The following is a 19,366-nucleotide window of genomic DNA, read 5'->3' on the forward strand; positions in this document are numbered from 1 at the left end:
GAGTGCTCGCTCGCGTCTATTGGGCCTTCAGGCCTTTGATATCCAAAGGCATGGAGATGCCCAACAGCACATCCGGCGAATCCTCGGTCATACCGAAACCAGCGTTGACGTTGACGATACGCTCCGGCGATGTACGCAAGCCCAGCGAGAAATTCATCACCGCACTGGTCTGCCCACGGCCCTCGGCTTCGCCATCGGCAAAGGTGAAGGTCGGCTTAAGCGAGTGCGACATCTGATAGGAGGTCGCCAGCGACACGTCATAGGACAGTGCATAGGCAAAACCCATGCTCAGGGAGAATGACGAGCCGGGGTCAACCTCTTCCAGCAAACGACCGCCACGTACCTGGCCAATGCCGGTGATTGGCATGTTGTAGGTGTAACCAACCGAGCCGAACAACACGACCGGGTCAATCACATAGGACATATTCGCGCCTACGCCCAGGCTGTAGGTACCGCTGCCCGTAGACAGGTCGCTCGCAGTATTAATGTCGTAGGGGCTGTTACCCGTTGGTAAGCCCAGGGCCGCGTAAAGAGTGGTGACCGGCTTGCCGCGCAAGGAGGTCCACGGCTGCCAGCGCAGACTGGCGGAGATATCGCCCAGGCTGTAGGCATTTAGATCACGTTCGGTGTCGTACTTGGCGACCATGGGCAGACGAACGCTGAAGGTCAGGTTGTCCCAGACGCCGTAGTCGAAGGTGAACGAGTTGGTAAAGGTGTGCTGTGCCTCGCTCTGGCCAATCACACTGAATACGTTGTTGCCGGTACGCACAGTTTCGATAACCGTATCGCGCAGCAGCGAGTAATCGAAGCCATAGGTCAGGGTTCGCTCGCCCTTTTTCAGCAAGGTGTAGCTCTTTTCCGCAGCCTGAAATACCTCCTCCAGCGCCTTGGCGCTATCGGCGTCGTCTTCCTGCTTGCTCAATGCTTCACGTGCCTGCTCGACCGAAGTCGGGTCGTCGGCAAACACCGCAGAACTGGCAGCCCCTGCCAGCATGGCCAGCCATACATAATGCAAAACTCTCATGGCGCAGCCCCCAAATATTTATTGTTATGCCGGGCGTTCTACTTGCGTCGGATATAGCGAATATCGCCCTCGGAACCCAGCTCTGTGGCTTGGTTCTCGGTGAACTTGGTCATCTGTGGGAACTCACGAAATGCCAGCAAGCTGGTGGTGCGATCATCGATGATGCGCAAATCCTGCTCACTCAAGGCCAGGGCATTCGGTGGTTCATTGCCGTTGGGGAAAATCACAAACAGCACGTTCTGATCCCAGATCTCCTCAAAACGCGTACGGGTAAAACTGATATTGCCAAGTGCCGGATCCGCCACAAACACATGGTCGTTGTACACATCGCGCACCACCACAAAGTGTTTGAAGCCGGCATATTCGATCGGCACGATGGCCGGATGCTCAAGCGCGTCGAGATCGGCAAAAGCAGCGCGAAAGCCACCACTTTTGTAACCCAGCGCCGTGACAAACCGTTTCATATCGAGCAGGGAGAAGCCACGCCGCTCGACAATTTTGTCGGCCTCGCCAAACTGCAGCAGACCTTCCATGACCTGGCGTTCCTGCAGGTTACGGCCAAGGAAATAATCCAGCAGCGAGGTCAACGCTGCCGATCCACAGCTGTAGTCATAGGCCTGACGAATCACATTGCGAAACTGCAACTGGCTCATCGGTTCAAGCGTCACTGTCTCACTCAAAGGCCCATTCGGCAGCAAGTGCTGATTGATATGCACAGTGCCTGGCGCCGGTGGCTTGGTATCCACCGCTTCGGTAAAACCCCACACGCCGATCAGGCTGCCCAACAGAATCTCGATCATCAGCCAACCGCACTCCTATCCGACAAGAGAAAAGTCTTACCGGCCGAAGCCGGTAAGACTTTTCATCACACGGAACAACTAAACGATCTTAGTGGCCCCAAACTTTTACGGTGGTGCCGGCCATGTTCATGTCGTTGATCGCCAGGGAGCCGATGCTGGCAGCGCTGCTGTCGCCAATTTTGATGGCGCCAACACTCAGCTGACCAGTGATGGTCGGCAGGCTGATTTGCAGTTGCTGGGTACCGCTGCCGTTGGTGACCACGTCAACCATGACCGGAGCGTTGTCATCGATGTTGAAGCCAGTGAAGGAAACGGTTTCCATGCGCAGCGAACCGCCACCAGTGTCGCCATCGGTGTAGACCAGGCTACCGATGGTGCCGTTGAAGTTACCGGAGATGCTGATGCCATCCTGACCGGTTACGGTTGCCAGAGCAGTGTCATCCATGGCCTTGAGCTCAGCCTGAGCCATGAAAGGAACAGCCAGAACAGCGGTGGCCAAGGCCAGTTGTTTGAGGGTTTTCATTGTTATTGTCTCCACAGTTCACTTATGGGTTGTCCCCGGCAGGCTGCTCTGGACTCCTGTCCGTCTCAGCTACAGCGGCGTGCGCCGCTCACCAGGTCTGACACTGCTTCCCTATTCGCGTCAGGCTTGGAATCGTGAAGCACCATGCTTCTCGTCCTGACGCTAAAACTACTGGTGCAAGCCCTGGCTGCCAGCCCATCCAAGGGATGGAGCGCCCATCTGACGCAAATCCGACAGCAAACGCTCAGGCCTCGCTCAACAACCCCAGACTCTTGCCCTTCAAAACCGCTTGCGTACGGCTGCGCACACCCAGCTTGGCGAACAGGTTGTGTAGGTGCCATTTGATCGTGGCCTCTGACAGATGCACTGCCTGGGCGATATCACGGTTCGACAAGCCAGCCGCGACAAAGCGCAGAATCTCCCGCTCTCGATGGCTAACATCTTGATTTTCATCGAAAGTTTCTAGATCAATAGACAGCCGACGGCATTGTTCACGCAGCTGTTCGGCCAGCCCTTGCCAAGCGCTGGTGCGCTTGGGTTCGGCGCCGTGCCAGGCGTCCCAGAGCGGTAGCAGCCAGAGTGCATCGTCCAGAAACATGCGCCGGTAACCGCTTGCCCAGGCGTCTTCAAGCGTGGTTTTGAGCAAGGCGAAAGCCTTGTCGCTGTTACCTTTGCGCCAGTACGCCACAGAAAGTAACAAGGAAAGACGCAGGCGCCGATCCCGCTGATGCTCGGCCGTCTGTTTGGCTAGGCAGGCCTCAAGCACCGCTTGCGCCTTGTCGGCACGGCGTTCGGACAAGGCCAGTCGCGCTTCAGAGAGTACCTGTACGGTTTCCGCATCGGCATACCGACCCGGCGGCAATACCGCCAGATGGCGCTGCAGCTGCAGGCAGGTACGCTCAGCCTCATTAGGCTTACGCAACCACAGCAGGAACTGCACCTTGCAGCTCATACCCAAGGCGTAGACTCGCCCATAACCCGGGCCATGCAATCCGGCCAGCCATTCATCCAGCTCCGCCAAGGCAGACTCGCCCTCGCCGGCAAAGAAGCGCGCCTTGGCCATGACCAGCTTGCCGCGACTGATAAGCTCAATCGGAGTGGCCACATCACGCCAGGTGTTCGCCAGTGGCAACTCAGCGAGAATCGCCGCATGCCGATCCTGCTCATACAGCAGATCCGCATAAGCCAGAGCAAGCGGCCCACCTACGCGGCTGCGCCGGCCAAATACCTGCTCGACCCGCGCCCGCGCACTTTCCGCCAATGCGCGGCCGCGCTCGGGCTGGCCGAGCTCCTTACAAATTAACGCCTCAATCAGGCTGACCACTGCATGCAGGTATTCGCTATCGGCCTGCTCTAGGTTGTCGCGCGCCACCGCAATCGACTTGGCCGCATCGCCGAACTCGCCCAACAATGCGTAAACCGCAGCCTGAATACAGGACATGCTCGCGCGGAAAATCGGCTGGTCATCCGGCACCAGAGCCAACCAGTGACGCGCCACCTTCAGCGCGCCCTCCAGCTTGTCCTGATACAGCAGTACCAGCGCCTTGAGCACCTGAGCCACTGCCAACAGCACCGCCAGACCAAAGTGCATCGGCTTGCCACGCCCCTGCATCAGGCGCGTGCTGACCTCCTCGATCAGCGCTTCAGCCTCGGCGTACTTCTGCTCGAAAGCCAACTGCCAGGCGTAGAAAATCTGGAACACCGGATGCTCGCGAATCACCTCGGCCGGCACATCCTTGAGAATCGTCAGAATGCCGTACACCTGATTACCGGCAATCAGTGTCGCGCCCTGGCGCTCCAGCAGCTCGGCGGCGAAGGCGTAGTCACGTGCACGCAAGGCGTACTTCACCGATTTATCAGTGAGCTCATGGCTTTCACACCAGCGTGCGGCGGCGTGCAGCAGATGGGTTGGATCCCCCGCTCGGCTCAGACGCCCCTGGAGGAACTCGGCAAACAGATGGTGATAGCGAAACCACTCGCCCTGCTCGTCCAGCGCGATGATAAACAGTTGGGCAGTCTGCAGGCGCTTGAGAATTTGCGCACCGTCCGTGCGCCCCGTCAGAGCGTTGCACAACTCTGCATTGAACTCATCAAGCACTGAAGTCTGATCGAGAAACAGCTGCTGATCCTGCGGCAGATGATCAAGCACGTCCTCGGCCAGGTAATCGGCGATATTGCGCTCAGTGCCTGACAGCCCTGCGAGAAAGGCAGCGCGCTCCGGCTGCCGCGCCAGTGCCAACGCCACCAGGTGCAAAGCGGTAATCCAGCCCTCGGTACGCCGATGCAGCAAATCCAGCTCGGTGCTGCTCAGCTGCAACTGCTTGAGTTCGTGAAAATAGGCCTCAGTTTCGCTACGGGTCAGGCGCAACTCGTCTGCCTTAATCCACAGTGCCCAGGGCGTAACAACCGGCTGCTCATCGAGAAAGCGCGGGTTGTAGCGAGTGCTGCCAATCATCCGCACATTGGCCGGCACGTGTTTGACGAAGTAATTGACCAGAGGCCCCAGGTCGACATGCCGCACTCGATGAAAATCATCAAAGATCAGATACAGGTCACCCTGCACCTTCTTCAGATCAGCAATAAAGGAATCCAGCAGCACCTCATTGGGCACGCTCAAATCATCCCGCAGCAACCTCGCAGTACCGGCCCCAAAGCCTGGCAGCTGCGCCTCGATCGCCGCAATCAGATAATGCAGCAGACGTTGTGGCTCGCTGTCGGCTTCATCGCAGGACAACCAGGCGACCCGTGCGCCAGTCTCCAGCAAACGCAGACGAAACTGACTAAGCACCGTGCTCTTGCCGAAGCCAGCCGGTGCGCTGAGCAGAATCAGACGCTGCTCGCGGGCCTTGAACAGCCGGTCAAGCAAGGCATCACGGGCCAATAAAAGCCGGCCGGCAGACTCAGCAGGAAACAGTTTGGTGCGCAGCAACGGCAACTTGCCCGGACGGGGCTTCGATTGGCTATTCATTGATCAAGAAGACTCAGTTCGCGCGCGCGCCGGATGGCTTGTGTGCGGTTACGCACTTTGAGCTTTTCGTAAATGTTGTGCAGGTGCCATTTGACCGTACCGAGGGCCAATGAAAGCTGTTGACCGATCTCATCGTTCGACATGCCCTGAGCCGCCAGGCAGACCACCTCGCGCTCGCGCTCGGTCAACCCTTCCTCAAGCACTTCCAGCGATTGCCGCGCGCTATTGCCCGGCCAAATGGCCAGCAAGCTGCGGATAAAGCCCTGCAGCGCTGGCTGGCGTTCGGCAGCCTCCAGTTGCTGCAGCAACTGGCGAATGGCTTCGCCTTCCTCGACAAACAGACTGCGCACACCTTCGCGCTCGGCGCCGATCAGGCATTGCACCAACAGGCTTTGCGCACGCTCCTGATAGCCCAGGCGCTGATAACTAAGCGCCGCTAGCAGATCGAGCCGCAGGCGCTGCAGGCCATGCCAGTTATCCAGCAGCATGCCGCGCAGCTGAGTGATTTCATGCAGCGCTTCGCTGTAATGCCCCCGCGCCTGCTGCAGGCGAATACGGGTCAGGCCCTTCACCCACAACACCGGATTGAAGCGCATATGCTGGTAATGCTTGGTCAGCTTGTTCCAGTCCACGGTCTTAAGGCGCTGTTCGGCGCGCTTGAGCCGGTCCGCCGCAGGTTCCTGAAGAATCTGTACCACCTCATCGGCCACCGCCTGGGCGTAGAAACGCCAGGACTGATTGCGTGCGGCGAGGTTCTGCATCAGCACCAGGCTAGCGTAGGCATCCTTGGGGTTGTCCTGCATGCGCTGAACATGGGCCATGCACAACATGCCCTGGGCATACAGATCGATCGGATTGATCACATCAACCGTGGCCAGTGCCCAGCGCAAGCGCTCCTCAATACCGTCCAGGCGCCCTTGGTTATAAGCGATCAGGGCTTCAGTGATGGTCGGCAGCGCCAGAGCCCGCGAACGATCGGAAAACCAGGGTATGACCCGGGCGCGCAACTGCGCGAACAACAACTCGGCCTGACGGATCTGCCCCTGCTCCAGACTCAGCAGCACCTCGACGTTGGCCAGCTGCATATCCAGGTAGCGCCCCTCGAGGAAGTGATTGCGCTGCTGCGCCAGGGCCAGCAAGCGCTTGGCCTGATCCGGTTGGCCGATCATCACATTGGCCAGCGCACCGACGATCAGCATTGCCACTTCAAGAAAGGCGGTGTGCTGGCCCAACTGCACTTCAACCCGGCGCGCCAGGGCAATGCAGGTTTGTAGATCGTCTTTCTGCAGGGCGATGACGGATTTGATCGCCAGGGTTGCCAACAGCTTGTCGCTCAACGGCGCCCCAGGCTTGGCCTCCGTCCAACGCTCAAGCAGTTCATCGAGCATGCGATTGGCTTCCACCAAGCCCAACTCAGCCGCACGGGTCCAGACATCGGCGAGTACCAGCACGGGGAAACGCTCGGCAATCTCATCCGGCACATGCTGGCGCCATTTGTAGATCAGGTTGAGCTGGCCGCGGTTGATCAGTTCCAGGCCGCAACCATCGACCAGTGCTGCGAGCATTTCCGGGTCTTCGGCGAGGCAAGCATGCTCAATGGCCAGGTTCTGCATATGGTGATTGGTGAACCACAGGCTGGCGTTGAAATGCAGCTGTTTGAAACGCTCGGGGTCGCGCTCTTTCAGGCGACCGCGCAAGAACTCGGCAAACAGGTTGTGGAAGCGATACCACTGGCGCTCGCGGTCCAGCGGCAAGAGAAACAGCTGCATGGCCTCCAGCTCTTCCAGCAACTGTTGGCCGTCATGCCGCCCGGTCAAAGCATTGGCCAGGTCACCGCTGAGCTGCTGCGCCACGCCCAGGGCCAGCAGCAACTCCTGCTTGTCGGCGGGCAGCTGCTCGAACACGCTACGCAGCAGGTACCCGCCCACAGCCGCCTGGTCGGTGCCCATATCAGCAATCTGCGCGGCGGCCTGGGGCTGATGGCGCAGCCACAGACTGGCCAGGTGCACACCCACCATCCAGCCTTCGGTCTGGCTGTAGAGCGCAGAAAACGCCACGGCATCCAACTGCAGGCCGCAGTGCTGCAGATAATCGCGGGTTTCCGCCTCGCTCAAGCGCAACTCCTGCTCACCGATCTCGACCAGCAGATCCTTGGCGCGCAGAGTGGCCAAGTTCAGTGCCGGTTGCGAGCGGCTGCCAATGGCCAGGGCAAAACCTTCAGGGGCAAATTTGATCAAACGATTGAGTGCGCTGAGCAACTCCGGATCCTGAATCAGGTGCAGGTCATCAAGCACCAACAACAGTGGAGTGTCCAGCTGGACCAAGTCCACCAAAAGGCTTTCCATGACCGCGGAAACCGGTACACGCATGGTGTTCTGCAGGTAAGCCAGGGCTTCTGCGCCAAAGCCCGGCAGCAGGCGAGAAAGTGCCTCGATCAGTTGCAGAAGAAAACGCGATGGTTCGTCGTCGCCAGGGCCAAGCGACAGCCAGGCCACCGCCTGACCACTTTGCTCGCGAGCATGGGCCAGTGCGACCAACGCACTGGTTTTGCCAAAGCCAGCCGGGGCTGCCAATAGCAACACCCGCGCATGTTGGTTGGCGCTCAGGGCAGATTCAAGCTGCGCCCTGACCAGGTATTCCGTAGAGACCTGGGGTGGCATCAGCTTGGCGCGCAAAAGGCTGCCTGCGGCAGGATCCATTACTTCGTCCATGGCCTTGATCCCGTAATAATTATTGTTTTATGAGTCACATCGAACATCCGGGGATCTTTCCATACTAATGAGCACAAGCATCCCGAGTAAACCCACGCGCAAGCTCTAGGATGAATGTTGGCGACGTTCTACAATCGGCGTCCGCGCACCTTGAAAGTGTCATATGCCTACTTGCCTTGTACAGGCTCTGCCCTACCTCGCAGACCCTTCGCGTTACTTCAACAGCGTCATGCAAGCACCCGGCGCGGTGCTGCTGGATGCCGGGCGCCCAACCGCGCAGCGTGGACGCTATGACCTTATCAGCGCCTGGCCATTGGCAGAGCTGGCACCGACACCTGACGAAACGGCCAACGCTTTCTTGCAACGCCTGCGCCAGAGCCTTGCAGGCCTCGGCACGTGCCAGCCGCCGGCAGATAATCCGCTCCCGTTCGTCGGAGGGTTGATTGGCTACCTGAGTTACGACTTCGGCCGCAGGCTGGAACAGCTGCCGGCCCAGGCTCTCGATGACCTCAATCTGGCCGATGCCCGTTTTGGACTCTACGCCTGGGCTCTAATCACCGATCACCAGCAACAGCGCAGCCAGCTGATGTTTCACCCAAGCCTGGACACGGCCGAACGCCAACGCCTGAGTGCGCTGTTCGCAACGTCGACAACGCCCGAGCCGCAACCCTTCAGGCTGCTGGAGCATTTCCAGGCCGATACTAGTGAAGCCGAATACCAGCAATGCTTTGCACGCATCCAGGCCTATATCCAGGCCGGCGACTGCTATCAGGTTAATTTTGCGCAACGCTTTCGTGCAGGCTATCAAGGCTCACCATGGACTGCTTACCAGGCCTTACGCGCCGCCTGCCCAACGCCATTTTCGGGCTATCAGACGTTGCCGGGCGGCGGTGCCATCATCAGCCTGTCGCCTGAGCGCTTCTTACGCATCAGCGATGGCCAGGTGGAAACCCGGCCGATCAAGGGCACCCGCCCACGGCATGCCGATCCGCAGCAGGATCAAGCCCAGGCTGACGCCCTGCTCGGCAGCCAGAAGGACCGTGCGGAAAACCTGATGATTGTCGACCTGCTGCGCAATGACCTCGGGCGTAGCTGCCAAGTAGGCTCGGTGCGGGTGCCGGAGCTCTTTGCCCTGGAGAGCTACCCCAATGTGCATCACCTGGTCAGCGCCGTAACCGGCGAACTGGCGGCCGACAAGGATGCCCTGGACCTGATCGCCGGCAGTTTCCCCGGCGGCTCGATTACCGGCGCCCCGAAGATCCGCGCCATGCAGATCATCGACGAACTGGAACCGACCCGCCGCGCCCTGTATTGCGGCTCGCTGCTGTATCTGGATGTGCGCGGCGAAATGGACAGCTCGATCGCCATCCGTAGTCTACTGGCCAAGGATGGACAGATCAGCTGCTGGGGCGGCGGCGGCATCGTCGCGGACTCCAAGGGTCAAGCCGAATACCAGGAGTCGATTACCAAGGTCAAAGTGCTGCTGGAGACCCTGGAACAGTTCTGCGATTGAACTGGACGGCAGGCAAAAAAACTCCGGAGAAGTTTTTGACGTCGCCTAGCGACGGCCCGAAGGGGGGCCGCCATGAATGGCAGGCCACAAAAAAGCCCGCTAATGCGGGCTTTTCAATAGAGCGCTGATTACAGGCTCAGCTCGCGATTGGACGCCTTGAGGAACTCGCGCTTGAGGTCCTCATAGGTGTGCACCGCAGGGAATTGCGGGAACTCGCGGATCACATTGTCTGGCGCATGGAACAGAATGCCGGCATGAGCTTCGCTGAGCATGGTGGTGTCGTTATACGAATCACCCGCCGCAATCACGCGGTAGTAGAGGCTCTTGAACGCGATGACCGACTGACGCTTGGGGTCCTTCTGACGCAGCTGATAATCCACTACCCGATCAGTTTCATCGGTGATCAGCTTGTGGCATAGCAGAGTCGGGAAACCTAGCTGACGCATCAGCGGCTGGGAGAACTCGTAGAAGGTGTCCGAGAGAATCACCACCTGAAAACGCTCACGCAGCCAGTCGACAAACTCCACCGCGCCGTCCAGCGGCTTGAGTGTGGAGATCACTGCCTGGATGTCGGACAGCTTCAAACCGTGCTCGTCCAAGATGCGCAGGCGCTGCTTCATCAGCACGTCATAGTCCGGAATATCCCGGGTGGTCGCTTTCAGCGATTCGATGCCAGTTTTTTCCGCGAAGGCGATCCAGATTTCCGGTACCAGCACGCCTTCCAGGTCGAGACACGCGATTTCCACAGGACACTCCTAGCTTGGATTTATTTGAGAGGCGGCACTCTAGCCGCTCCCCTAAAGCTCTGCAACGCAGAGCTTTATATCCAAATCAGAGGTCTACTACGGCACTTGGTTATTTAGTCGTATAACCGGCTTTTGCTACCATCGCCACACAAGACGCGCGACGTCACCATAACTAGGAATTCAGCCCGATGAGCCACCCCTTCGATGCAACCGAGCTGGCGTCAAGCTACGCCAACAAGTCGCCCCAGGACATTCTCAAGCTCGCCTTCGAGCATTTTGGTGATGAGTTGTGGCTGTCCTTCAGCGGCGCGGAAGATGTGGTGCTGGTCGACATGGCCTGGAAACTCAACAAGAACGTCAAAGTCTTCAGCCTCGACACGGGTCGCCTGCACCCGGAAACGTACCGGTTTATCGACCAGGTACGCGAACACTATGACATCAGCATCGACATACTCTCTCCGGAGGCCGCTGCACTGGAGCCCTTCGTCAAGGAAAAGGGCCTGTTCAGCTTCTACAAGGATGGCCATGGTGAATGCTGCGGCATCCGCAAAACTGCCCCGCTACGCCGCAAGCTTGCCACGGTAAAAGCCTGGGCCACCGGCCAGCGCCGTGACCAGAGCCCTGGCACACGCAGCCAGGTAGCGGTCGTGGAAATCGATGGCGCCTTTTCTACAGCGGATAACACCCTATACAAGTTCAACCCGCTGGCGCAGATGAGCAGCGAAGACGTCTGGGCCTATATCCGCATGCTCGAGCTGCCCTACAACACCTTGCATGAACGCGGTTTTATCAGCATCGGGTGCGAACCCTGCACCCGCCCGGTGCTGCCTAATCAGCATGAGCGCGAAGGCCGCTGGTGGTGGGAAGAAGCCACACAGAAAGAATGCGGCCTGCACGCCGGTAATCTGATCGCCAAAATCTGATGTTGAAGAGATAAAGACAGATATAAAAAAGGCCAGTCATTGACTGGCCTTTTTCTTGTACGGGCAGCTCAGCTCTTATCCGTATTGCGCTGACGGCGCACCATATAACGTTCGACGTAGGAACACGAAGGAATCACCGTATAGCCCAGTCGCTCGGCATACTGCAGCGCATGCTCGGTCAACGCCGCCGCGATCCCGCGCCCACGCAACGAATTGGGCACGAAGGTGCGATAGATATCCAGGGTTTGCTTCCCAAGATCCATATAGGCTAGGTATGCCCGATCACCATCCACTGTGGTCTCGAATTGATGGCCTGCCAGGTCATGGTGAATGGACAACGCCTCGCTCATCGCAACTCCTCTGTTTACTCGCGCAACCCGTTCTCGCTTCTGCAGCCATCGGGTTACAGCATCTTGCACCTATTAAGTTGTAGGCAATTATCCCGAGCTTATCAGGCCAAAAGCTGCGAGGTCACGCGAATCAACAACTTAGGGAAACCCTGAAGAAGACTTCCTGAATTTGGCAAAATACCTGAACTCCACCCGCCGAGTTTTCCGATGAAGCAGATGACCTTCGCCGACGCCGAGTACGCCGGCAAGCGCAAGCAAACCCGCAAAGAGCTGTTCCTGATCGAGATGGATCAGGTTGTGCCGTGGAAGGGTTTGATTGCCTTGATCGAACCGCATTACCCCAAGGGTGAAGGCGGACGTCCAGCCTATCCGCTGATGGCGATGTTACGGGTTCATTTGATGCAGAACTGGTTCGGCTACAGCGACCCGGCGATGGAGGAGTCTCTGTACGAGACCACCATCCTGCGCCAGTTTGCGGGTCTGAGCCTGGAGCGCATTCCCGACGAAACCACCATCCTCAACTTCCGCCGATTGCTGGAGAAACACGAACTGGCTGCGGGCATCTTGGCCGTCATCAATGGCTATTTGGGTGACCGCGGTTTGTCATTGCGCCAAGGCACCATCGTCGATGCCACGCTGATCAATGCGCCGAGTTCGACCAAGAACAAGGACGGTAAGCGTGACCCGGAAATGCACCAGACCAAGAAGGGAAACCAGTATTACTTCGGCATGAAGGCGCACATCGGCGTCGATGACGAGTCGGGTTTAGTGCATAGCGTGGTCGGCACGGCAGCCAATGTTGCAGACGTTACTCAGGTCGACAAGCTGCTACACGGCAAAGAAAACATGGTGGGTGCCGACGCGGGTTACACCGGCGTAGAGAAGCGGCCAGAACATGAAGGCCGTGAAGTGATCTGGCAGATCGCAGCCCGCCGCAGTACGTACAACACGTTGAGTAAGCGCAGCGCGCTGTACAAAGCCAAGCGCAAGATCGAGAAGGCCAAGGCGCAAGTTCGCGCCAAGGTCGAGCACCCGTTCCGGGTGATCAAGCGTCAGTTCGGTTATGTGAAGACGCGTTTCCGTGGCCTGGCCAAAAACACCGCACAACTGGTAACGCTGTTCGCCCTGTCGAACCTGTGGATGGCCCGTCGACATTTGCTGACGAATGCAGGAGAGGTGCGCCTGTAATGTGGGAAATGACCGCTGCGAGGTGCTCGCGGCGGCCAGAAACACCGAAATGAGCGGATGACTTGATCGTTTTTGATCAGTTTTCCGCTTTCAAAATCAGCGGAGGCTGAAGTTGACCGGAAATACAGGGCTACTTCAGACCATCCTTAGATCGCCTGACTGGGTATTTCGACACTCGCACAAGCCAAGCATTGCATCTGTCAGCGATGCTTGTAGACCCTGCCCCCTCTGGCAATTCACGCATGGAAAACTGCGGCCTCACTTATCAGCCACCTTCAACAATCCGCGCAGCTAGAAAAGTGCTCTTAAACACTGCGCAAAGAACTGCCAAACGCCCTAGAACTGATTGTTTTTTAACCAAAAGATGACGAATAGGCGGCCAACTATGCATTAAACAGAAAAAAACTCTGGCGGCTTGCCTTGCCTCCGTTTACTTACTACAAGTTACAGGTAGTATGTACCCCGGCTAATTTCCTACCATCAGGAAATTGCTTTTATGGAAAACTCCACCTCAAGGGGAACACGATGAACAACGTTCTGAAATTCTCTGCTCTGGCATTGGCCGCAGTTCTGGCTACCGGTTGCAGCAGCATGTCCAAAGAAACTGAAGCTCGTCTGACTGCAACTGAAGATGCAGCCGCTCGCGCTCAAGCCCGTGCCGACGAAGCCTACCGTAAGGCTGATGACGCTATGGCTGCTGCTCAGAAGGCTCAGCAAACTGCTGACGAAGCCAATGAGCGCGCTCTGCGTATGCTGGAAAAAGCCAGCCGCAAGTAATAGCTCACTAGGCTATGACAAGCCGACCCAGTTTTCTGGGTCGGCTTTTTTATTGCCAAGAGAATATGTCGCCCTTCAACAGGCAATAAAAAACCCGTTAGCGCTTACGATAACGGGCTCTTTAAACAAACTGAAATCAGATAGCAGACTCACTCACTGCCATGGCCTGATCAGGTTGAGCAATTTCAACCGGCAAACCGTCTTCAGCAGCTACTACTTCGCGCAGCATTTCCCAGTCCAGACGCAGGTCGGCGAACTGATCATTTTTCAGCAGCGCATTGATTACAGCGGTGTGCTTATCGACAACCGAAGCATCACCAGAATCTTCCAAAGGTGCGTGCGCTTCCAGATAAACCTTACCGCCACTGCGACCGAACTTGTAGGGCTCGTTAATAATGCGCACCGAAGTACCTACGGAAACCATCGATGCCAGCTTCAGTACGTTGTGGTTAAGCATGCGGAAACAGCCATGACTGACACGCATACCAATACCAAACTTCTTGTTGGAGCCATGAATCAGGTAACCCGGCACCGACAAACCTAACTTGTATGGACCAAGCGGATTATTAGGACCTGGCGGCACGTAAGCCGGCAACGGATCGCCATCGGCCGCATGCTCTTCGCGGATCGACTTAGGTGGCGTCCAGCCTGGGTTAGGCGTTTTGGCCGTGATACGCGCATTGGCAACCGGCGAACTCCAGCCCTCGCGACCAATTCCCAGCGGATAGGTGTAAACCACGTTACGACCTTTCGGGTAGTAATACAGGCGGTACTCCGCAAGGTTGATCACGATGCCTTCGCGCGGACCAGGCGGCAGAATGTAGCGCGTCGGCAAAATAATCTCGTTACCGGCACCCGGAAGCCAAGGATCAACACCCGGGTTAGCCACAACCATCTCCAGATAACCCAGATCATTGACCACACCCAGATCGGCAAAGGTGTCTTCATACTTGGCCTTGATCACCTGCACTTCGCCAACGATATCCTCACCAGGTGGCGGCAGAGGAAACTCGAGGGCATTGGCAGAGGCTACCGCAAAGACAGCGGCAAGCGGCAGGCAGCGGGTGACGGCAAGGGCACGCGACAACATCCGGAAATTCCTGACGAAAATGGTTGGTGAAAGTGGGAGGCGATTGTACACCGATTGATCAGCTGCTTGGATAGCTCAACGCCCTGGCAATGCTGGGCGATCACCGCGTTTCTGCGCCTCAAGCATGGCCCGGCACGCCGGACACAAGCGCTTGTCACGCAGCATCGTCTTATCCAGGTCGCGCCATACTGGCTGCGCGGGCAACAAACCACCGCACAATGTGCGATCGGCAAACTGCCCCAACTCAAGCTGGCGCGCCAGCAGATGTACACGCACTTCGCGGCAGGCGAACAGGTCAAGCTGCTCGTCGGGCTCGATCAGTTGATAGGCGTGCAAGGACCAGGCAGGGCGCGGCATTGAGGGCTCCAGTGAGGGGTCGCCACATTAGCCGAAAGGCACGGTACAGAAAAGCCTGTCAGAGCAAAGGTTTCAGGGTCGGCCATACGTTTTCCAAGAGCTTGGGCTGCGCCTCGGCCGTGGGGTGAATGCCATCGTTCTGCATCAGCGAAGGCACGCCACCTACGCCCTCCAGCACAAAAGGCACCAGGGCGGCATCATGTGCCTGCGCCACCTTGGGGAACACCTCAGCGAACGCCGTGGTATAGCGCACGCCATAATTCGGCGGTAGCTGCATGCCGAGGATCAGTACCTTGGCCCCTGTCTTTTGTGATTGCTGAACCATGGCCGCAAGGTTTTGTTGTAATTGCGCAGGTGGCTGGCCGCGCAGGCCATCGTTCCCACCCAGCTCGATAATCACCAGCTTCGGTTGATGCTCTGCAAGCAGCGCAGGCAGCCGTGCGGCACCGCCTGCACTGGTGTCGCCACTGATCGACGCATTGACCACCTGATGGTCAAAACCCTCTTCGGCCAGGCGCTTTTCCAGCAAAGCGACCCAACCCTGGCGGGTATCCAGGCCAAAAGCCGCGCTGATACTATCGCCGACGACCAGTACGGTACCCGCGAACGCCGCAGGCCCCCACAGCAGCAGGCTCAGGGCAGTACCGATCAACCACTTACGCATTGGATTCTCCATGAGCTCAAGCATTCTCACCGCGCGAAACCTTAGCAAAGTGGTCCCCAGCACGGAAGGCGAGCTAACCATACTCCATGATCTGTCGCTGGGGCTGGTTTCCGGTGCCAGCCTGGCGATTGTTGGCAGCTCCGGCTCGGGCAAATCCACCCTGCTCGGCCTGCTGGCCGGGCTCGACCTGCCCAGTAGCGGCAGCGTGGTGCTGGCCGGCAACGACCTGGCCAGCCTCGATGAAGATCAACGTGCGCGCGTGCGCGCCGAGCACGTCGGCTTCGTCTTTCAGTCTTTCCAGTTGCTCGACAGCCTGAACGCCCTGGAAAACGTCATGCTGCCACTTGAGCTAGAAGGCCACGCCGATGCCCGCCAGCGCGCCAGCGCCCTGCTCGAGCGCGTCGGCCTTGGGGAGCGCTTGACCCACTACCCACGTCAGCTCTCCGGTGGCGAACAACAACGTGTGGCGATCGCCCGAGCCTTCGCCGCCGAACCCGCTGTGCTGTTTGCCGACGAACCAACCGGCAACCTCGACAGCCACACCGGCGAGCGCATCAGCGACCTGCTGTTTGAACTGAACCAGGAGCGCGGCGCGACACTGGTTCTGGTCACCCATGACGAGCGCCTGGCGCACCGCTGCCAACGCCTGATCCGTCTGGAGGGCGGCCACCTGGTCGACCACGTGGAACCCTGATGAAACAACTGCCATTTACCCGCCTGCTCTCCCTCGCTAGCCGTCAGCTGCTGCGTGATGCCCGCGCCGGCGAGTTGCGCGTGCTGTTCTTTGCGCTACTGATCGCGGTCGCAGCCAGCACGGCCATCGGCTATTTCAGCGCACGTCTGAATGACGGCATGCTGCTGCGCGCCACCGAGTTTCTTGCTGCCGACCTACGCCTGACCGGCAGCTCGCCCAGCGCGCCCGAACAGATCAGCACGGGCAAACAGCTGGGATTGGAACACGCGCAGCTGGTCGAATTCTCCAGCGTGGTGGCCAGCGATGCTGGTATCCAATTGGCCAGCATCAAGGCAGCGGACAGCGCCTACCCGCTACGGGGCCAACTGAAGAGTGCCGCCGCGCTGTATGACGCTGAACAAATCGGCACCGGCCCGCAGCCCGGTGAAGCCTGGGCCGAAGCCCGCCTGTTTGTCGCCCTCAACCTGAAACCCGGCGACAGCGTTGAAGTCGGCGCCAAAACGCTGCGACTGACCCGCGTATTGACCTTTCTCCCAGATGAAGCCGGTGACTTCTACAGCCTGACCCCGCACCTGCTGATGCACCTGGATGACCTGGCCGCCACCGGCGTGGTGCAACCCGGCAGCCGCGTGCGTTATCAGGAATTGTGGCGTGGCGAAGCGGATGCCTTGGCGCAGTACCGCCAGGGCATCACCCTCGCGTCCAACCAGCGCCTGGAAGACGCCAAAGATGGCAACCGTCAGGTCGGCAGCGCCTTGGGCCGCGCCGAGCGTTATTTGAATCTCGCCAGCCTGGCCGCCGTGTTGCTGGCCGGGGTTGCGGTGGCGCTGTCGGCGGCGCGCTTTGCCGCCAGGCGTTTCGATGCCAGTGCACTGCTGCGCTGCCTGGGACTATCCCGTAACCAGGCACTCGGCCTGTTCAGTCTGCAACTGGCGCTGCTGGGGGTTACTGCCAGCCTGATCGGCGCATTGCTGGGCTGGCTGGCGCAGCTGGCGCTGTTCAATCTGCTGCAAGACCTCCTGCCAGCGCAGATCCCACCCGGCAATCTGTGGCCAGCGCTGGCCGGCATGGCCACCGGACTGGTCGCTCTCGCCGGCTTTGCCTTACCGCCACTGGCCGCATTAGGCCGTGTACCGCCATTGCGCGTTCTGCGTCGCGACCTGCTGCCGGTGCCGGTCAGTTCCTGGCTGGTGTATGGCGCTGCCTTGCTGGCGCTGGGCCTGATCATGTGGCGGTTGAGCCTCGATCTGCAGCTGACCTTTGCCTTGCTCGGCGGCGGCCTGGTTACCGCGCTGCTGCTCGGAGGCCTGCTGTTGTTCGGCCTGCAGAGCCTACGCCGCATGCTGGCCGGCGCATCGCTGCCTTGGCGGCTGGGACTGGGCCAATTACTGCGCCACCCACTGGCTGCTGCCGGGCAGTCGCTGGCCTTTGGCCTGATCATTCTGGCCATGGCGCTAATTGCTCTGCTACGCGGCGAGCTGCTCGATACCTGGCAGGATCAGCTGCCCGAAAATGCGCCCAACCACTTTGCGCTGAATATCCTGCCGGCAGACAAGGACGCCTTCGCTGCTCGCCTTAACGAATTATCACCGCATCCCGCGCCACTGTTCCCCGTGGTGCCCGGGCGCCTGGTGATGATCAATGGCGAACCGGTACGGCAGATCGTCAGCAAGGAATCCCAGGGTGAGCGGGCGATTCGCCGTGACCTGAGCCTGACCTGGGCTGCGGACCTGCCTGCGGATAACAACCTCATCGCTGGCAGTTGGTGGACGGATGCCAATAGCAGCGAATTGCCCGGCGTGTCGGTGGAATCCGAACTGGCCGAAAGCCTGAAGCTGAGACTGGGCGACCGCCTGAGCTTCAGCGTCGGCGGCCTTAACCGCGATGCGGTGGTCAGCAGCCTGCGTGAAGTGGACTGGAACAACTTCCAGCCCAACTTCTACATGATCTTCCAGCCCGGCACTCTTCAAGACCTGCCGGTAACCTACCTGACCAGCTTCTACCTGCCGCCGCAGTACGAAAAACAGCTGGTCGAGCTGTCGCGCACCTTCCCGGCCGTCACCCTGCTGCAGGTCGAGGCGCTGCTGGCACAATTGCGCAGCATCCTCGCCCAGGTCACCCTGGCCATCGAGTTTGTTCTGCTGTTCGTGCTGGCTGCAGGTCTTGCCGTGCTGTTCGCCGGGCTGCAGGCGACGCTGGATGAGCGTATCCGCCAGGGCGCTCTGCTACGTGCCCTGGGAGCCGAGCGCAAGCTGCTGATCAAGGCGCGTCGTGCGGAGTTCGGCCTGCTTGGCGCCTCAAGCGGCCTGCTGGCGGCCTTTGGCTGTGAGTTGATCAGCTTCCTGCTCTATCGATTTGCCTTCGCCCTCACCTGGCAACCACACCCCTGGCTGCTCCTGCTGCCATTGATCGGTGCACTGCTGGTGGGTACGGCCGGCGTTATCGGTACGCGCAGAGCGCTCAACATCAGCCCGCTGACGGTGCTGCGCGAGGGCTGATAGACTCGCGCACCACCCTCAGCAAGCTGAACCATGAGCCGTTATCGCCCACCCCGCTCCGCCGGCACGCCCTTGATCACCCCCGAGGGCGAGGCGCGCATGCGCGCCGAACTGCATGAGCTGTGGCATGTACGCCGCCCTCAGGTTACCCAGTCGGTCAGTGAAGCCGCCGCCCAGGGCGACCGCTCGGAGAACGCCGAATACACCTACGGCAAGAAGATGCTGCGCGAGATCGACAGCCGCGTACGCTTTCTGACCAAGCGCCTGGAAAACCTCAAGGTCGTCAGCGCCCGCCCCAGTGACCCGGACAAGGTCTACTTCGGCGCCTGGGTTACCCTTGAAGACGAAGATGGGAGTGAAGCGCGCTACCGCATCGTCGGCCCGGATGAGCTGGATCTGAAAAACAATCTGATCAGCATCGATTCTCCCTTAGCCCGCGCCCTGGTCGGCAAGAGCCTGGACGCCGAAGTACGGGTACAGACGCCAACCGGCGAGAAGACCTGGTACATCGTCGCGATCGACTACCCGTGACCACGCCGA

17 protein-coding genes are annotated in these 19,366 nt (G+C 59.2%); 7 read left to right on the plus strand and 10 right to left on the minus strand.

Annotated features, from left to right (window positions below):
- Positions 1-16: 16 nt before the first annotated feature.
- From BLW24_RS21605 to BLW24_RS21625, 5 genes are all read right to left on the minus strand, one after another.
- Complete coding sequence (locus BLW24_RS21605) at positions 17-1,024, minus strand: transporter (protein ID WP_139272729.1); 1,008 nt, start codon at positions 1,022-1,024, stop codon at positions 17-19.
- 38 nt (positions 1,025-1,062) lie between these two features.
- Positions 1,063-1,824 (minus strand): C39 family peptidase, encoded by a 762-nt coding sequence (locus tag BLW24_RS21610; RefSeq protein ID WP_090386814.1) that lies wholly within the window; start codon positions 1,822-1,824, stop codon positions 1,063-1,065.
- An 88-nt stretch (positions 1,825-1,912) separates the two neighbouring features.
- Entirely contained in the window at positions 1,913-2,347 is a 435-nt protein-coding gene (locus tag BLW24_RS21615; protein ID WP_090386816.1) for a DUF6160 family protein, read from the minus strand.
- Between the two features lie 244 nt (positions 2,348-2,591).
- Positions 2,592-5,315: a helix-turn-helix transcriptional regulator gene (locus tag BLW24_RS21620; RefSeq protein WP_090386818.1), complete on the minus strand. Its 2,724-nt coding sequence runs from the start codon at positions 5,313-5,315 to the stop codon at positions 2,592-2,594.
- A complete protein-coding gene (locus tag BLW24_RS21625; RefSeq protein ID WP_208600204.1) occupies positions 5,312-8,026 on the minus strand; it encodes a winged helix-turn-helix domain-containing protein in 2,715 nt (904 codons plus the stop codon). Before BLW24_RS21625 ends, BLW24_RS21620 begins: the two co-directional genes overlap by 4 nt.
- Positions 8,027-8,189: 163 nt before the next feature.
- Between BLW24_RS21625 and pabB the strand changes: the two genes are divergently transcribed.
- Positions 8,190-9,539: an aminodeoxychorismate synthase component I gene (gene pabB / locus BLW24_RS21630; protein ID WP_090386820.1), complete on the plus strand. Its 1,350-nt coding sequence runs from the start codon at positions 8,190-8,192 to the stop codon at positions 9,537-9,539.
- A gap of 128 nt (positions 9,540-9,667) precedes the next feature.
- On the opposite strand, the gene thrH is transcribed toward pabB, so the two are convergent.
- Entirely contained in the window at positions 9,668-10,285 is a 618-nt protein-coding gene (thrH, locus tag BLW24_RS21635; protein ID WP_090386823.1) for a bifunctional phosphoserine phosphatase/homoserine phosphotransferase ThrH, read from the minus strand.
- A 188-nt stretch (positions 10,286-10,473) separates the two neighbouring features.
- Here thrH and BLW24_RS21640 point away from each other — a divergent pair, with 188 nt between their 5' ends.
- Positions 10,474-11,208, plus strand: coding sequence for a phosphoadenylyl-sulfate reductase (locus BLW24_RS21640; RefSeq protein WP_090386825.1), 735 nt, complete (start codon positions 10,474-10,476; stop codon positions 11,206-11,208).
- A gap of 68 nt (positions 11,209-11,276) precedes the next feature.
- On the opposite strand, the gene BLW24_RS21645 is transcribed toward BLW24_RS21640, so the two are convergent.
- Positions 11,277-11,558, minus strand: a complete 282-nt coding sequence (locus BLW24_RS21645) for a GNAT family N-acetyltransferase (RefSeq protein WP_090386827.1) — start codon at positions 11,556-11,558, stop codon at positions 11,277-11,279.
- Between the two features lie 207 nt (positions 11,559-11,765).
- Between BLW24_RS21645 and BLW24_RS21650 the strand changes: the two genes are divergently transcribed.
- Positions 11,766-12,746 carry an IS5 family transposase gene (locus BLW24_RS21650; RefSeq protein WP_090378610.1) on the plus strand — a complete coding sequence of 327 codons (981 nt, stop codon included), beginning with the start codon at positions 11,766-11,768 and terminating at the stop codon, positions 12,744-12,746.
- Between the two features lie 525 nt (positions 12,747-13,271).
- On the plus strand, positions 13,272-13,523 hold the full coding sequence (oprI, locus tag BLW24_RS21655; protein ID WP_090242095.1) for an outer membrane lipoprotei OprI: 252 nt from the start codon (positions 13,272-13,274) through the stop codon (positions 13,521-13,523).
- Positions 13,524-13,659: 136 nt separating this feature from the next.
- Here oprI and BLW24_RS21660 read toward each other — a convergent pair whose 3' ends face one another.
- The 3 genes from BLW24_RS21660 to BLW24_RS21670 form a co-directional block, all read right to left on the minus strand.
- Positions 13,660-14,613, minus strand: coding sequence for a L,D-transpeptidase family protein (locus BLW24_RS21660; RefSeq protein ID WP_090386829.1), 954 nt, complete (start codon positions 14,611-14,613; stop codon positions 13,660-13,662).
- A gap of 75 nt (positions 14,614-14,688) precedes the next feature.
- On the minus strand, positions 14,689-14,970 hold the full coding sequence (locus BLW24_RS21665) for a hypothetical protein (RefSeq protein ID WP_090386831.1): 282 nt from the start codon (positions 14,968-14,970) through the stop codon (positions 14,689-14,691).
- A 58-nt stretch (positions 14,971-15,028) separates the two neighbouring features.
- On the minus strand, positions 15,029-15,634 hold the full coding sequence (locus tag BLW24_RS21670) for an arylesterase (RefSeq protein WP_090386832.1): 606 nt from the start codon (positions 15,632-15,634) through the stop codon (positions 15,029-15,031).
- 10 nt (positions 15,635-15,644) lie between these two features.
- Here BLW24_RS21670 and BLW24_RS21675 point away from each other — a divergent pair, with 10 nt between their 5' ends.
- From BLW24_RS21675 to greB, 3 genes are read left to right on the plus strand one after another with little or no spacing between them, the layout of a single operon-like run.
- Positions 15,645-16,328: an ABC transporter ATP-binding protein gene (locus BLW24_RS21675; RefSeq protein ID WP_090386834.1), complete on the plus strand. Its 684-nt coding sequence runs from the start codon at positions 15,645-15,647 to the stop codon at positions 16,326-16,328.
- Complete coding sequence (locus BLW24_RS21680; RefSeq protein ID WP_090386836.1) at positions 16,328-18,826, plus strand: ABC transporter permease; 2,499 nt, start codon at positions 16,328-16,330, stop codon at positions 18,824-18,826. Before BLW24_RS21675 ends, BLW24_RS21680 begins: the two co-directional genes overlap by 1 nt.
- 33 nt (positions 18,827-18,859) lie before the next feature.
- Positions 18,860-19,357 (plus strand): transcription elongation factor GreB, encoded by a 498-nt coding sequence (gene greB, locus BLW24_RS21685; RefSeq protein ID WP_090386839.1) that lies wholly within the window; start codon positions 18,860-18,862, stop codon positions 19,355-19,357.
- Positions 19,358-19,366 lie beyond the last annotated feature (9 nt).

Origin of the sequence: Pseudomonas anguilliseptica (genome assembly GCF_900105355.1) — a bacterium.
Lineage (GTDB): Bacteria > Pseudomonadota > Gammaproteobacteria > Pseudomonadales > Pseudomonadaceae > Aquipseudomonas > Aquipseudomonas anguilliseptica.